Consider the following 13,006-nt stretch of genomic DNA (forward strand, 5'->3'; position numbering starts at 1 on the left):
GGTGATCAGGGTGGATGCCGGCGATCGTGGTGCTCAGCGGCCGGTTCGAGCTGACGGGGCCGACATCGTCGACGGTCTGCGACCGGTGACGCAGTTGAGCCGCGACGCGATCCTGGAGATGGCCATCGACTTCATCGACCGCCACGGCCTGTCGAAGTTGACCATGCGTCGGCTGGGAACGGCCTGCGGAGTCGAGGCGATGGCGCTCTATCGCTACGTGCACAGCCGCGGCGACCTGCTCACCGGTGTCGTCGACCACATCGTCGCCCGGCTCTACGCCGACCAACTCGCCGCACGGCGACAAGAAGACGGCTGGCAGGACTACCTGATGCGCCTCGCGCACGGAGTGCGCCAGATCGCCCTCGATCACCCGGAGGTTTTTCCGCTGGTCGCCACCCAAGCCCCCGAAGCGCCGTGGGTTCGCCCGCCGCTGCGCAGCCTGCGCTGGATGGAGAGCTTCCTCGACACGCTGATCACCTACGGCTTCGATGACAGCGCCGCGGTGGTTGCCTACCGGGCCTACACCACGTTCCTGATCGGGCACCTGCTGTTGGAAGTGTCGGCACGCGGCGCTGTCCTACACCCCGAAGAAGCCCTGCTCGAGGACAGCGGCCGTCCCGCACGTGACCTGACGAGTTATCCGCACTTGCAGCGGCTGCAGCCGATGTTGTCGGAAGATCACAGCGGCACCGAGTTCGAAGAGGCGCTGGAAGCCATGCTGGACCGGCTTGAACTACTGTTCGCCCGCCACTGAGGCAGCTGACTCCGAACCACGGGTTTACGTTGTAAACGAAGTGGGTATGTTGCGTGTCGCAAGGCCAGGACGCATGCACGCATGAGGGAGGAGCTTCACGATGGGACTGACGGATAAGGCCAAAAACGCCGCGCAGGATGTTGCGGGCAAAGCCAAGGAGGCCGCCGGCAAGGCCACCGGCAATGACGACCTCAGGAACGAGGGCAAAGCCGACCAGGGCAAGTCCAGCCTGAAGAAGGCCGGCGAGAACGTCAAAGACGCCTTCAAGGACTGAACTACTCCAGACGCGCCCCGTCCGATGTTGATTCGGACGGGGCGCGTCGCGTTCCGGGCGGCCCCGAGACTGGTCGTCACCGGCCGGCCGGCGCGCCTGGTCGGGTGCGCTGATGGCCCTCGGACTTGTCTCCGCCCACCGGGGGTTTACAACGTAAACAGACTGGCGTAGCTTCATCCGTATGCTGTTCGGTTTACGCCGTAAACTCGGTCGCTGTTCGGCATGGCTGGGCCTCGAGGGGTCGTCGGGTCGGACAAGGAAGGTAGGGGCAGGTGCGATGGTGACTGCCACGGATCGTCCCGTCCGACCCGGCGCGGCCCTGGCCTCCGTGGCGGCTCGTCCCGACACCGAGGTGCGCGTCGTTTTGGAGCGCACCGGCTCAGCGCTGCTGGTCTTTGCCGGCGGCAGTGTCGATGCATCCAACGTGGACGTCTGGCGGCGACTGGTGGCCGAGGCCGCAGCGATCACTGAAGGCCGGGGTCCGCTGATCGTCGACACCAGCGGAGTCGAGTTCATGGGAGCCTGCGCGTTCGCGGTGCTGGGCGAGGAATCGACCAGGTGTCGCCGCCGGGGTATCAGCCTCCGCCTGGTGAGCAGTCAACCCATCGCAGGCCGGGTCGTGAACGCGACCGGCCTCGACGGTGAGTTGTCGTTCTGCACGACCATCGACGAGGCGCTCAGTGACGCACCGCGTGAAGACCCGGGACCGGTCGAGGGATCCAGCGCCTGACGGTGCCGGTGGAGGCGACCGGGGGAGCGCGACCCGGCGCTCAGCGGGCCCGAATGTCAGCGATGACCGCATCGGTGAGTCGAATCAGATCCGCCGGCGCCACCGCCACGTCGCAGCCGCGTTGTCCCGCGCTGCACAACACCTTCTCGAAACCCGTTGCTGAGGCGTCCACCACCGTCGGAAGCGCCCTGCGCTGGCCGAACGGCGAGATCCCACCCAGTACGTAACCCGTCGCCCGTTGTGCGACCGCCGGGTCGGCCATCACCGCCCTGGACGCGCCGAGCGCGGCGGCGGCGGCCTTCAACGACAGCGTCGCGGGCACCGGTAGAACCGCGACCGCCAAGGCGTGCGGCACCGCCCCGGAGAGTTCCACGATCAGCGTCTTGAAGATCTGCTCGGGCCGCACACCGGACGGCCCCGCGGTGGCGAGTCGCTCGACGGCCTCGGCTCCGAACGAGCGCTGGTCCGGCTCGTGGCGGTAACGCAGCACCTCGTGGGGCACCTGCGCGGCGACAAGCGCGGCGATGGCCGGGGTTGCCGCGCGACTCACCGAGCCAGAATACGACGGGAAATAGCGCCGTAGCCGACGCTGTTGAGCAAGGCAGTGTGCGGTCATTGCGCGCAACTGTCGGTCACGGTCCTAGGATCGGGAAGGAGTCCGGGTGTCAACGGCGATAGGTCTGTTGGAAATCGAGCCATTGGCTGGGCCGAGCGTGGGCACCGCGACAGAAGGGACTGCGACGATCGAGATGCCTGAGGGTGAAGGTGCGACCGATACCGGGACCGAAACGAAGACCCCTGTTCGTTCCGATGAGACCGACCAGCAGCTGACGGCGCGCTTCGAGCGCGACGCGATCCCGATGCTCGATCAGCTCTACGGCGGTGCGCTGCGAATGACGCGCAATCCCGCCGACGCCGAGGATCTGCTGCAGGAAACGATGGTCAAGGCCTACGCCGGGTTCCGATCATTTCGGGAGGGCACCAACCTCAAGGCCTGGCTCTACCGCATCCTGACCAACACCTACATCAACAGCTACCGCAAGAAGCAGCGCAAGCCCGCCGAATACCCGACCGAGGAGATCACCGACTGGCAGCTGGCGGCCACCGCCGAGCACAGCTCGACCGGCCTGCGCTCGGCGGAAGTCGAGGCACTGGAGTTGCTGCCGGACACCGAGATCAAAGAGGCCTTGCAACAGCTTCCCGAAGAATTCCGGATGGCGGTGTACTACGCCGACGTCGAAGGGTTCCCGTACAAGGAGATCGCCGAGATCATGGATACGCCGATCGGCACGGTGATGTCGCGCCTGCACCGCGGCAGGCGCCAGTTGCGCAGTCTGTTGGCCGATGTGGCCCGCGACCGCGGGTTCATCCGTGATGGCCAGGCATCCGAGGAGGTGTCGTCGTGACCGAGTACACCGACGGTTGCGCCACGCCGGGTCCCGACGGGCCGGCCGCAGACTGTTCTGAGGTCATCGCCGAGGTATGGACGCTGTTGGACGGCGAATGTACAGCCGAGACCAAGGCCAAGCTGCGCCAGCACCTCGAAGCATGCCCCGGCTGCCTGCGACACTACGGAGTCGAGGAACGGATCAAAACCTTGATCGCTCGCAAATGCAGTGGCGACAAGGCGCCGCAACAGCTCTACGAGCGGGTCCGGCTGGAGATCAGCCGCACCACGATCGTCCACCGCGAAGGCTAGGTGCGGCTGCTCCCGGCCGGGCTTGCGATCAGCTGGGGCCGGTGACGCTGACCCGCTGCACCCAGCCTCCGGCCGGGCTTGCGATCAGCGTTCTAAGCGTTGGGTCGCTTGCCGTGGTTGGCTTTGCTGTGCTTGCGATCGCGCTTCTTGCGGCCACGCTTTGCCATGTTCGACCCTCCTAGCAGGTGTTCCGGCTGGACAGTCTTTCATACGACCAGCTGTGACGCGGTGGCGGGGCTTGCCGCCCCGCCACGCGCCACGTGGGTCCGCTCAGCGTCGCGTCTCACGCTCACTGAAACGTCCGCGCTCCCGCCAGGGTCTGCGGCACGGGGGCGGCAGCGGCTGCGGGAGCACCCGGCACCGGCGGAGTCTCGAGCGCGGGAGCCCCGGGGACGCCTGCACCGGGCGGAGTCAGCGAACTGACGTCGCTGGGCATGATCGAGCCGACCCCGGGCACCACACGGTTCAGCATGCCGTTGAGCGCCTGCAGGAAGGAGTTGGCGGCGTTCACGCCTGCGGCCTGGCCGCCCGCTGCGGGTCCGGGAACGCCGGGCAGTGCCGGGGCGCCGATCGCGGCCGGAATCGGCATCGGGTCGTCGACCAGTGCCGGGGCGGCTTTGGCGGACGCGACGCCGAATCCCAGCGTGGCTAGCGTCATTGCGCTGGCGCACACCAGCGGTAAGCGGACTCGTGGGCTCGCGAAACGGTTCACAGACAACGTGCACTCCTCAGTTCGATTTCGATTCGTCCCCCGCGTCACGACGAATACGTCACGCGTTCGAAACACTGGAGTAACGGTGCTATGAAATTGTCACAGCAGAAACACGACACGGTCACGGATCGAACTCTCTAGATCCGCTTACTTGTCTTGGAGATCCCTTAATCGGTGTGCGGGGTGCACACTGAGGTCCCGTCGCTAAAGCGTGTCGAACAACTGGCTTGGGTCGAGTGGGCGGAGTAGCAGGGCGATTTGGCTGAGGATCAGAAAGCCTTCGTGGGCGACGAGGGTTACTTCGTGATGGCGGTCGAGTCGGTGGCAGTGGTTGATCCACCGTTTGGTGCGTTCGACAATCCAGCGGCGTGGCTGGACTCGGCACCGGCTTGCGGGTTTGGGTCCGGACACGATATCGATGCTGACACCGGCGCGCTGGGCGGCTTCAGCGACCGTGGCGCCGGTGTAGCCCTTGTCGAGTCAGACGTGGGCGATGGTGGGTCGATCTGTTTCGCTTGGCGTAGCAGTTCGGGGAAGGCGGCCCGGTCTTGCACATGAGCTGCGGTGATGACCGCGGCGACCAGCATGCCTGCGCTGTCGACGAGGATGTGGCCTTTGATGCCGTCGACCTTTGTGGCGCCGTCCAAGCTGCGGGGTCCCGACACCGCAGATGGTTTGACCGACGAGGAATCGACGACCGCTGCCGAGGGGTTTGGTCGGCGGGCGGTGCGGGTGCGGACCTCGCCGCGTACCGCGGTGAGCACTTTGGCCCAGGTTTGGGTGCGACACCAGCGGCAGGCCGTCGCCGTGGCAGTTCGAGGTCACATGACCGACGATGCTGATCGAGTGGCCTGACACGTTATCGCATGTCAGGGTGTTGTCGGTGGGCGGTGGCAGCATCATCGATGATGAGCCGGCACACTACGTTCAAGTTCTGTCTCGACCCGACGGTTGGGCAGTACGAGGTGCTGGCGCGGCATGCGGGTGCGTCGCGGTTCGCGTTCAATCAGTGCCTGCGCATCGTCAAAACCGCTCTGAGCGCGCGGCGCGCCGATCCGCAGATCGTGGTTGCGTGGACAGGCTTTGACCTTATTAACACGTTCAACGCGTGGAAGAAAACCGAGGACGCCGGGCGGGTGTTCACCGTCGATATCCGTGGTAGGGCCGAGCGGGTCGTGACCGGCTTAGCGTGGCGCACCCAGGTGTGTCAGCAGGTGTTCGAGGAAGCCGCTGTGGATTGCGGTAAAGGACTCACCGCGTGGTCGGAGTCGCGATCGGGCAAACGCAAAGGCAAACGGGTCGGCTTTCCCAAGTTCAAGAAGAAATCCGGTGTGGTGCCGTCGTTCCGGTTGCGTAACAAGCACCCCAAGGGTGGCAAACCGGCGATCCGCGTCGGTGACGGGGATCGCCCCCGCTCGGTGACGTTGCCCGGTATCGGTGTCATCGCGGTGCACGACGACACCCGCCGGTTGCGGCGCATGCTCGCCAAGAGTCGGGCGAAAATCCTGTTCGCCACCATTACCCATCGTGGGGGGCGCTGGTGGGTGTCACTCAACGTTGAAGCCGCCGAACTGCACCCCCACCGCCAGCACCACCCGAACGAGGATGCCGGCTGGGTGGGCATAGACCGGGGCCTGTCGGCATTTTTGGTCTGCGCCACCAGCGACGGTACCGAGGTCGCTCGGATCATCGACGCACCCAAAGCACTCGCCGCCGGCATGGCCACCCAGCGTCGGTTGGCGAAATCGTTGTCCCGCAAGAAGAAAGGATCACACAACCGCCGTGATGCCGCCGCCCGGCTGGCCCGGCATCATCACTTCGTCGCCAACGTGCGCCGACATTTCGCACACCAGGTCTCCAACCAGCTGGTCAAGACTCACCACCGGCTCGTCATCGAGGACCTGCATGTAGCTGGGATGCTGGCCAACCACCGGCTGGCTCGCGCGATATCCGATGCCGGCTGGGCCGAGTTCGCCCGCCAACTGCACTACAAGCAGGCATGGCGGCACGGCCGAGTCACGGTCGCCGACCGGTGGTATCCCTCCAGCCAGCTCTGCTCGATCTGCGGTGATCGACGCACCGATCTGAGCCTGGCCGATAGGGTGTTCGTCTGCGCAGGCGGCCATCGCCTCGATCGTGACACCAACGCGGCGACGAACCTGGCCCGCTGGGGCCAAAACCATCACGACCACCCACGATCCCCGGACCCCCAAGCAGGAGGCCGGGCCACCAACGCCCGCCGACGGGACGGCGCTGACCAGCACCCTGCGTGTGCCGGTGAAACCAGCCCGAATGACGCGGGAACCGAAGTTCACACCGCACCAGCGGCCTGAACTCACGACGCCCGAGAAGGGCGGTGTCGAACACCTAGCACAGTTGTTCGACACGCTTTAAGCGTGCGCCCTGCTCAACGGCGAGGCAGGGCTGTGGTTCGATAACACCAAGGATTTTGGGGATCAGGGAATCGTCGACTGGGTGATGAACGAGGTGAAGATGGCCGAGGACGTCCGCGCGGAGATCGTGGCCAGCGTGCTCGAAGTCGTGGTCCACGAGGGCGAACAGATCAACGAGGGCGACACCGTGGTGCTGCTGGAGTCGATGAAGATGGAGATCCCGGTGCTCGCCGAGACCGCTGGCACCGTCAGCAAGGTCGCGGTGAAGGTCGGAGACGTCATCCAGGCCGGCGACCTCATTGCCGTGATCGGCTGATCGCAGCGCCCCACGGGATGACATGACCCATGTCCACCCTCGGTGACCTGCTTGCCGAACACACCGTCTTGCCGGGCAACGCGGTGGATCACCTGCATGCGGTGGTCGGGGAGTGGCAACTGTTGGCGGACCTGTCGTTCGCCGACTACCTGATGTGGGTGCGCCGCGACTCCGATGCCAGTGGCGCGCTCGTGTGCGTCGCCCAGTGCCGGCCCAACACCGCTGCCACGGTGCTGCTCAGCGATGCCGTCGGCACCGTTGCCGTCGCGGAGTGGATGCCGCTGGTTGTAGGGGCATTCGAATCGGGCGTGATCGGGCGGGAAGGTATTGCCGGGCAACGCAATATGGAGGCCGTCCCGGTCCGTCACGGCGACCGGGTGGTGGCCGTGCTGACCCACCAAACCGCGCTGACGGGCCGGCGCGAATCCAGCCGGCTGGAAGCCGCTTACCTGGACTGCGCGGCGGATCTGGTGCACATGCTCTCGGAGGGCACCTTCCCCGACGTCGGCGACATCGCGGTGTCGCGCTCGAGCCCGCGCGTCGGCGACGGATTCATCCGGCTGGGCGTCGACGGCACGGTCACCTACGCCAGCCCGAACGCGCTGTCGGCCTACCACCGGATGGGGCTGGCCGCCGAGCTCGCCGGACACGACCTGGTGGCCGTCACCCGGCCGCTGATCTCGGACTCCTTCGAGGCGCATGAGCTGGCCGAGCACGTCCGCGACTCGCTGGCCGGCGGATCCAGCATGCGGTTCGAGGTCGACGCGGCCGGCGCGGTGGTGCTGCTGCGTACCCTGCCGCTGATCGTGCACGGCCGGCCCGCCGGGGCCGCCGTGCTGGTTCGCGATGTCACCGAAGTGAAGCGCCGGGACCGTGCACTGCTGTCCAAGGACGCCACGATCCGCGAGATCCATCACCGGGTGAAGAACAACCTGCAGACGGTCGCGGCGCTGCTGCGCCTGCAGGCGCGCCGCACCACCAGCACCGAAGGACGCGAGGCGCTACTGGAATCGGTGCGGCGGGTGTCATCGATCGCGGTGGTGCACGAAGCGCTGTCGATGTCGGTCGACGAGGTGGTGAATCTCGACGAGGTGATCGACCGGATCCTGCCGATGATGAACGACGTCGCCAGCGTGGACACTCCGATCCGGGTGGCGCGCACCGGAACGCTGGGAGCGCTCGACGCTGACCGGGCGACCGCTTTGACCATGGTGATCACCGAACTGGTGCAGAACGCGATCGAGCACGCCTTCGACGCGGGCGCGGATCGGCGCGGTGTGACGATCCGCGCCGAACGATCGGCGCGCTGGCTCGACGTGGTGGTGCACGACGACGGCCACGGCCTGCCTGCCGAGTTCAGTTTGGAGACCTCAGACCGGCTCGGCCTGCAGATCGTCAACACCCTGGTGTCGGCGGAGCTCAACGGCTCGCTGACCGCGCGCGACGCCCCGGGGGGTGGGACCGAGATGGTGCTACGAATTCCGGTCGGAAGCCGGCGGACCCGTCAGGCGCTGTGAGAGCCCGACACAAAACGACGCGGCCCCGACCAGGTCGGAGCCGCGTCGTTGTTTGTCTGCTCGGGTCAGACCCCGCTGCGCGCCCGGGTCCGGGCGTTGCGGCGCTTGAGCGCCCGCCGCTCGTCCTCGCTCATGCCGCCCCACACGCCGGCGTCCTGGCCGGTCTCCAGCGCCCAGGTAAGGCACTCGGTAACCACCGGGCATCGGGTGCAGACCTGCTTAGCGGAAGCGATCTGGGCAAGTGCCGGACCGCTGTTTCCCACCGGGAAGAACAGCTCCGGGTCCTCGTCGCGACAGACCGCCTTGTGGCGCCAATCCATAGGTCTCCAACTCCTCACTCTGAGCGCAGCACGGCGCGCAACTTTGCTTTTCGACTGTTATAAGCGGCGGCAAGAAATAATTACGGCTTGCTTCCGATCGTTTGATCGTTTCACAGCCTGGACAGATGTCAAGAGTGTGCGTTATCACGTGGCCAACGTCACGCCTGCGCGGGGCTGCTCCCAGCCGGGCCGCCGACGTGTACTACAGTAGTCTCAACTTTGCGCTCATCGGCCGATTGGAGCGCTATCTTCGCAGGTCAGCGAGATTTTTTGCCGGGGGAGCAACGACGTTGAGTACGTCGGGCACCGCACGGAAGGTCATCGCAGAGCGCAATCCGAGGTATTCGCCGTCGATCTGGGTGGCGATCGGTGTGTCGCCCGCGTCGACGCGCAGCGCGGTCACGTCGTCGTCGCGGATGAGCTGCTTGGCGATCAGCTTCGGGCGCTTGGAGAGCATCTGGCGGACCAGCCGCAAAGTGGGCAGCACCTTCATGCTGGTGGTCGCGAACACGCCCATGCCGGACTCGAAGGTGGTGTCGGGGTTGGTCCACACACACCGCTCATCGGCGTAGGTCCACGGGCTGCAGTTCGAGATGAACACGAAGTGAACGCCGGCAACCGGCTGATCGTCGCCCAGCTGCAACGTCAAAGTCGGTGCGCGGCGGGTGGTGGCCAGCACGGCCGGAACCGCCGCCCGGATGTAGCGCAGCGCGGTGACGGCGTGGCCCTTCTCTCGTTCGGCTTCGACCGCGGCGACGACCTCGCCGTCGACGCCCATCCCGGCGTTGAGCACCGACCACCGTTCGCCGCAGTCGATCAGCCCGATCCGGCGCCAATTGGGTTGCCCGTCACGGCCGTTGATCAAGCTGATCAGCTGGTTGGTGGCGACGGTCGGGTCACCGGCGATTCCCAGCGACCGGGCGAACACGTTCGCCGAACCGCCGGGCACCACCGCCACCGCGGGCAGGTGTGTCGGCGGTGGCGAACCGGGCGCTCCGAGTAGGCCGTTGACCACGCCGTGCACGGTTCCGTCGCCGCCGTGCACGATTACCAGATCGATGCCGTCGCGCGCGGCGGCCTGGCTGATCTCGATGGCGTGGCCGCGATAGTCGGTGTGCACGATGCTCAGGTCGAGACGGCTCTTGAGCGCGTGGGCCAGCAGGTCGCGCCCCGCCGGGGTTGTCGACGTGGCATTGGGGTTGACGATCAGCACGGCACGCACGACGCACGAGTCTAGGGGATGAGGTGGTTAGGCTGGCGGCGTGAACGCCGTCGCTGGTCCACCGCGCGCCGTGTTCGGTGCTGGCCTGATCGTTGCGGTCCAGGGTGCGGCCGCGCTGGCTGTCGCGGCGGTGCTGGTGTTACGGGCACTGACCGGAGCGCACCAGGAAGCCGTCAACGGCTACGGCACCGCGGCATGGTTCGCGCTGTTCGGCGCCGGGGTGCTGGCTGCCGGCTGGGCTTTGCTGCGGGGCCGGCGGCTTGGGCGCGGCATCGCGGTGTTTGTGAACCTGACGCTGCTGCCGGTGGCCTGGTACCTGGCAGTCGGTTCGCACCGGTGGGGGTACGGCGCGGTCGTCGGCGTGGCCGCAGTTGCGGTGTTGGCGGCGCTGTTCAGTCCTGCGGCGCTGCGCTGGGCGGCGCAACGCCCAGTGCCGACAGAATCGTGCTGAATTTCGTCACGGTTTCGGCCAGTTCCTCGTCCGGATCCGATTCGGCGACGATCCCGCCGCCGGCGTGGGCCAGCGCGGATCGCCGGTCGGCAGAGATCTGCGCGCAGCGGATCGACACCACCCACCGGCCGTCGCCGTCGGCGTTGCACCAGCCCACCGCGCCCGCATAGAAACCTCGGTCGCCCTCCAGTTCCGCGATGAGGTCGACCGCGGCCGCCGTCGGGACCCCGCCGACCGCCGCCGTCGGGTGCAGGGCCAGGGCCAAATCCAGTGCAGTGGTGGCAGTGTCGCGGAGTCGACCGCTGATCGGGGTGCTCAGGTGCCAGACCGCGGCCGTCCCGGTCAGCCGTGGCGCCGGTGCGACGTCGAGTTCAGTGCACAGCGGCCCGAGCACGGTGCGCAGCTGGTCGACGACCAGTTGATGCTCGTGGCGGTTCTTGCCGGATTCGGCCAGCGCGGCCCCGTTGGCGGCGTCGACGGCCGGGTCCGGGGAGCGCGGCGCCGAGCCGGCGAACGGCCGGCAGGTGAGCCGGTCGCCGTCGCGGGCGACCAGCAACTCGGGGCTGGCGCCCACCAGAGTCGCCCCGGCATACCTGCCGCCGGCGGCACTCAGGTCGACCAGATAGCCGTAGCCGCTCGGATCGGCGGCGACCAACCGGCGCAGGACGACGCCGGTGTCCAATGGCGCGTCGGCGGACAGCCGAAGCCCACGGGCCAGCACCACTTTGCGCACGGCGCCCTGTGCCGCGGTCAGTTCCTGCAGTGCCCGGCGGATCCGGGCGCGGTGCTCGTCGGGCTCCGGAACTTCGGCGACGATGCGCACCGCCGGTAGAGCCTCGTTGAGCCCGGGCGACAGCGCGTCGTCGTGACGCACCCGGCCCGGCACGAACAGAGCGGCAGCGTTCCCTGGGCGGAAAGGTAAGGCGCCCACAACGATTGGCGCTTCACCGGAGTTCAACGCGGCCTGTGCGGCGCCGACATCGCAGAAGCCGGTCGTCATCCCGTCGGCGACCAGCGTCCCGGCCGGTCCGGACAGCACGAATGCAGGTGTCGTCGTGGTCGGCGGTGTCGGCAAGAGCGTTATGCTCCGGGCCCGGTCAGCCCGAGTGCGGTGAGCTGGCGCACTCCGTGCTCGAAACCGCAGACCGCTATCGACGCCGGGGTCATTCCGAAGCGGGCGCCGTCGGCCAACGGCAGCTCGAGCCAACGGGTGATCACCGCCCGGGAGAAGTGGCCGTGCCCGACGAAGACCACGTCGCGCGAGACCAGCTGCCGCAGCGCCAGCGCGACCGCCCGGTCGGCGCGATCACTGACCTGTGCCACCGATTCACCGCCCGCACTGCCGTGCGTCCAGACCAGCCAGTCGGGTTCGGACTCCCTGATCTGCGCGGTGGTCAGACCCTCATAACGGCCGTAGTCCCATTCGGCCAGGTCGCCGGAGACTTCGTCGACGTGCAGGCCGGTGAGTTCGGCGGTCACCTGGGCGCGGCGGCGCGGGCTGCAGACCACCAGCGGGTTGTCCAGCCCGAGTTTTGTCACCGTTGTGCGAGCGGCCACCGCCTGGCGCCGGCCGGTGTCGGTCAACTCCAAATCGGTGCGCCCGGTGTGCCGCCCGCTCATTGACCACTCGGTCTCACCGTGGCGTAGCAGCAGCAGTCGGTGCTCCTCGATGCCCACGTCCGTCGATTCTGCCCGACGGCGGACATCGACCTGCGTTTGGTGCTGCCGGGCCGCAAGCCGTGCCAGTATGGCCTGTGTGACAGGCATGCGAATCTTGGCGGTTGCCAACCAGAAGGGCGGCGTGGCCAAGACCACGACGGTGGCGTCGCTGGGGGCGGCGATGGCAGAACTGGGCCGGCGAGTGCTGCTGGTCGATCTCGACCCGCAGGGCTGCCTGACCTTCTCGCTGGGACACGACCCCGACAAGCTGCCGGTGTCCGTGCACGAGGTGCTGCTCGGGGAGGTGGAACCCAACACGGCACTGGTGTCCACCGACGAGGGGATGACCCTGCTGCCGGCCAACATCGACCTGGCCGGCGCGGAGGCGATGCTGTTGATGCGGGCCGGCCGCGAGTACGCCCTGCAGCGGGCACTGGCCAAGCTGGACGGCGAGTTCGATGTGGCCGTCATCGACTGCCCACCGTCGCTGGGGGTGCTCACCCTCAACGGACTCACCGCGGCCGGCGAGGTGATCGTGCCGCTGCAGTGCGAGACCCTGGCCCATCGCGGCGTCGGCCAATTCCTGCGCACCGTCGCCGACGTCCAGGCGATCACCAATCCGAAGCTGCGCCTGCTCGGAGCGTTACCGACCCTGTATGACTCGCGCACCACCCACAGCCGCGACGTATTGCTCGACATCGCCGACCGGTACGGTCTGGCGGTGCTGGGCCCGCCGATCCCGCGCACCGTGCGTTTCGCCGAGGCCAGCGCATCGGGGGCGTCGGTGCTCGCGGGGCGCAAGAACAAAGGGGCCCAGGCCTATCGGGAGCTGGCCGAAGCGCTGCTCAAGTACTGGAAGAACGGCAAAGCGCTTCCCACCTTCACCCCCGAGGTGTAGCCGCATTCCTCGCGCGACGGTGCGCGTCCCCGGTCGACACGCCGAGTGAAATACCGGAGTT

Annotated in this window: 19 protein-coding genes; 11 read left to right on the forward strand and 8 right to left on the reverse strand. The window is 67.4% G+C overall.

What is annotated here, in order from left to right:
* Positions 1–118 precede the first annotated feature (118 nt).
* The 3 genes from ACZYY4_RS06265 (at position 119) to ACZYY4_RS06275 (ending at position 1,758) form a co-directional block, all read left to right on the forward strand.
* Positions 119–754 (forward strand): TetR/AcrR family transcriptional regulator, encoded by a 636-nt coding sequence (locus ACZYY4_RS06265; RefSeq protein ID WP_463808982.1) that lies wholly within the window; start codon positions 119–121, stop codon positions 752–754.
* A 100-nt stretch (positions 755–854) separates the two neighbouring features.
* Positions 855–1,028, forward strand: coding sequence for a CsbD family protein (locus tag ACZYY4_RS06270; protein WP_463808727.1), 174 nt, complete (start codon positions 855–857; stop codon positions 1,026–1,028).
* 277 nt (positions 1,029–1,305) lie between these two features.
* Positions 1,306–1,758 (forward strand): anti-sigma factor antagonist, encoded by a 453-nt coding sequence (locus ACZYY4_RS06275; RefSeq protein WP_463808728.1) that lies wholly within the window; start codon positions 1,306–1,308, stop codon positions 1,756–1,758.
* 40 nt (positions 1,759–1,798) lie between these two features.
* Here ACZYY4_RS06275 and ACZYY4_RS06280 read toward each other — a convergent pair whose 3' ends face one another.
* Entirely contained in the window at positions 1,799–2,308 is a 510-nt protein-coding gene (locus ACZYY4_RS06280; protein ID WP_463808730.1) for a YbaK/EbsC family protein, read from the reverse strand.
* Positions 2,309–2,507: 199 nt separating this feature from the next.
* Between ACZYY4_RS06280 and ACZYY4_RS06285 the strand changes: the two genes are divergently transcribed.
* Complete coding sequence (locus ACZYY4_RS06285; RefSeq protein WP_463808732.1) at positions 2,508–3,164, forward strand: sigma-70 family RNA polymerase sigma factor; 657 nt, start codon at positions 2,508–2,510, stop codon at positions 3,162–3,164.
* Positions 3,161–3,457: a mycothiol system anti-sigma-R factor gene (rsrA, locus tag ACZYY4_RS06290; RefSeq protein ID WP_463808733.1), complete on the forward strand. Its 297-nt coding sequence runs from the start codon at positions 3,161–3,163 to the stop codon at positions 3,455–3,457. The genes ACZYY4_RS06285 and rsrA overlap by 4 nt, the downstream gene beginning before the upstream one ends.
* A 92-nt stretch (positions 3,458–3,549) precedes the next feature.
* Here the strand turns inward: rsrA and ACZYY4_RS06295 are convergent, their stop codons facing one another.
* The 3 genes from ACZYY4_RS06295 to ACZYY4_RS06305 form a co-directional block, all read right to left on the reverse strand.
* Entirely contained in the window at positions 3,550–3,624 is a 75-nt protein-coding gene (locus ACZYY4_RS06295) for a 50S ribosomal protein bL37 (RefSeq protein WP_011728008.1), read from the reverse strand.
* A 122-nt stretch (positions 3,625–3,746) separates the two neighbouring features.
* Complete coding sequence (locus ACZYY4_RS06300) at positions 3,747–4,115, reverse strand: hypothetical protein (protein WP_463808734.1); 369 nt, start codon at positions 4,113–4,115, stop codon at positions 3,747–3,749.
* A gap of 350 nt (positions 4,116–4,465) precedes the next feature.
* A complete protein-coding gene (locus ACZYY4_RS06305) occupies positions 4,466–4,834 on the reverse strand; it encodes a transposase (protein WP_463808983.1) in 369 nt (122 codons plus the stop codon).
* On the opposite strand from ACZYY4_RS06305, the gene ACZYY4_RS06310 reads away from it, so the two are divergent.
* The 4 genes from ACZYY4_RS06310 to ACZYY4_RS06325 all read left to right on the forward strand — a co-directional run bounded on the left by ACZYY4_RS06310 (position 4,788) and on the right by ACZYY4_RS06325 (position 8,395).
* The gene (locus ACZYY4_RS06310) at positions 4,788–5,024 is read left to right on the forward strand and encodes a hypothetical protein (RefSeq protein ID WP_463809002.1); all 237 of its coding nucleotides are present in this window, start codon (positions 4,788–4,790) and stop codon (positions 5,022–5,024) included. The two genes, ACZYY4_RS06305 and ACZYY4_RS06310, sit on opposite strands and share 47 nt — an antisense overlap.
* Positions 5,025–5,077: 53 nt before the next feature.
* On the forward strand, positions 5,078–6,502 hold the full coding sequence (locus tag ACZYY4_RS06315) for an RNA-guided endonuclease InsQ/TnpB family protein (RefSeq protein WP_463808736.1): 1,425 nt from the start codon (positions 5,078–5,080) through the stop codon (positions 6,500–6,502).
* 160 nt (positions 6,503–6,662) lie between these two features.
* Complete coding sequence (locus tag ACZYY4_RS06320) at positions 6,663–6,878, forward strand: biotin/lipoyl-binding carrier protein (RefSeq protein WP_085081772.1); 216 nt, start codon at positions 6,663–6,665, stop codon at positions 6,876–6,878.
* Positions 6,879–6,907: 29 nt separating this feature from the next.
* A complete protein-coding gene (locus ACZYY4_RS06325; RefSeq protein WP_463808737.1) occupies positions 6,908–8,395 on the forward strand; it encodes a sensor histidine kinase in 1,488 nt (495 codons plus the stop codon).
* 65 nt (positions 8,396–8,460) lie between these two features.
* On the opposite strand, the gene ACZYY4_RS06330 is transcribed toward ACZYY4_RS06325, so the two are convergent.
* Both ACZYY4_RS06330 and ACZYY4_RS06335 read right to left on the reverse strand, forming a co-directional pair.
* The gene (locus ACZYY4_RS06330; RefSeq protein WP_013829861.1) at positions 8,461–8,715 is read right to left on the reverse strand and encodes a WhiB family transcriptional regulator; all 255 of its coding nucleotides are present in this window, start codon (positions 8,713–8,715) and stop codon (positions 8,461–8,463) included.
* A gap of 244 nt (positions 8,716–8,959) precedes the next feature.
* Positions 8,960–9,937, reverse strand: a complete 978-nt coding sequence (locus tag ACZYY4_RS06335; protein WP_463808738.1) for a diacylglycerol/lipid kinase family protein — start codon at positions 9,935–9,937, stop codon at positions 8,960–8,962.
* Between the two features lie 40 nt (positions 9,938–9,977).
* On the opposite strand from ACZYY4_RS06335, the gene ACZYY4_RS06340 reads away from it, so the two are divergent.
* A complete protein-coding gene (locus tag ACZYY4_RS06340) occupies positions 9,978–10,388 on the forward strand; it encodes a hypothetical protein (RefSeq protein WP_463808739.1) in 411 nt (136 codons plus the stop codon).
* On the opposite strand, the gene ACZYY4_RS06345 is transcribed toward ACZYY4_RS06340, so the two are convergent.
* The gene (locus ACZYY4_RS06345; protein WP_463808984.1) at positions 10,330–11,388 is read right to left on the reverse strand and encodes an isochorismate synthase; all 1,059 of its coding nucleotides are present in this window, start codon (positions 11,386–11,388) and stop codon (positions 10,330–10,332) included. The genes ACZYY4_RS06340 and ACZYY4_RS06345 overlap by 59 nt on opposite strands.
* A gap of 80 nt (positions 11,389–11,468) precedes the next feature.
* Positions 11,469–12,065 carry an acid phosphatase gene (locus ACZYY4_RS06350; RefSeq protein ID WP_463808740.1) on the reverse strand — a complete coding sequence of 199 codons (597 nt, stop codon included), beginning with the start codon at positions 12,063–12,065 and terminating at the stop codon, positions 11,469–11,471.
* Between the two features lie 79 nt (positions 12,066–12,144).
* Here ACZYY4_RS06350 and ACZYY4_RS06355 point away from each other — a divergent pair, with 79 nt between their 5' ends.
* Positions 12,145–12,945 (forward strand): ParA family protein, encoded by an 801-nt coding sequence (locus tag ACZYY4_RS06355; protein WP_463808742.1) that lies wholly within the window; start codon positions 12,145–12,147, stop codon positions 12,943–12,945.
* The last annotated feature ends 61 nt before the right edge of the window (positions 12,946–13,006 follow it).

It is taken from the genome of Mycobacterium sp. IDUB_21, from assembly GCF_055419425.1.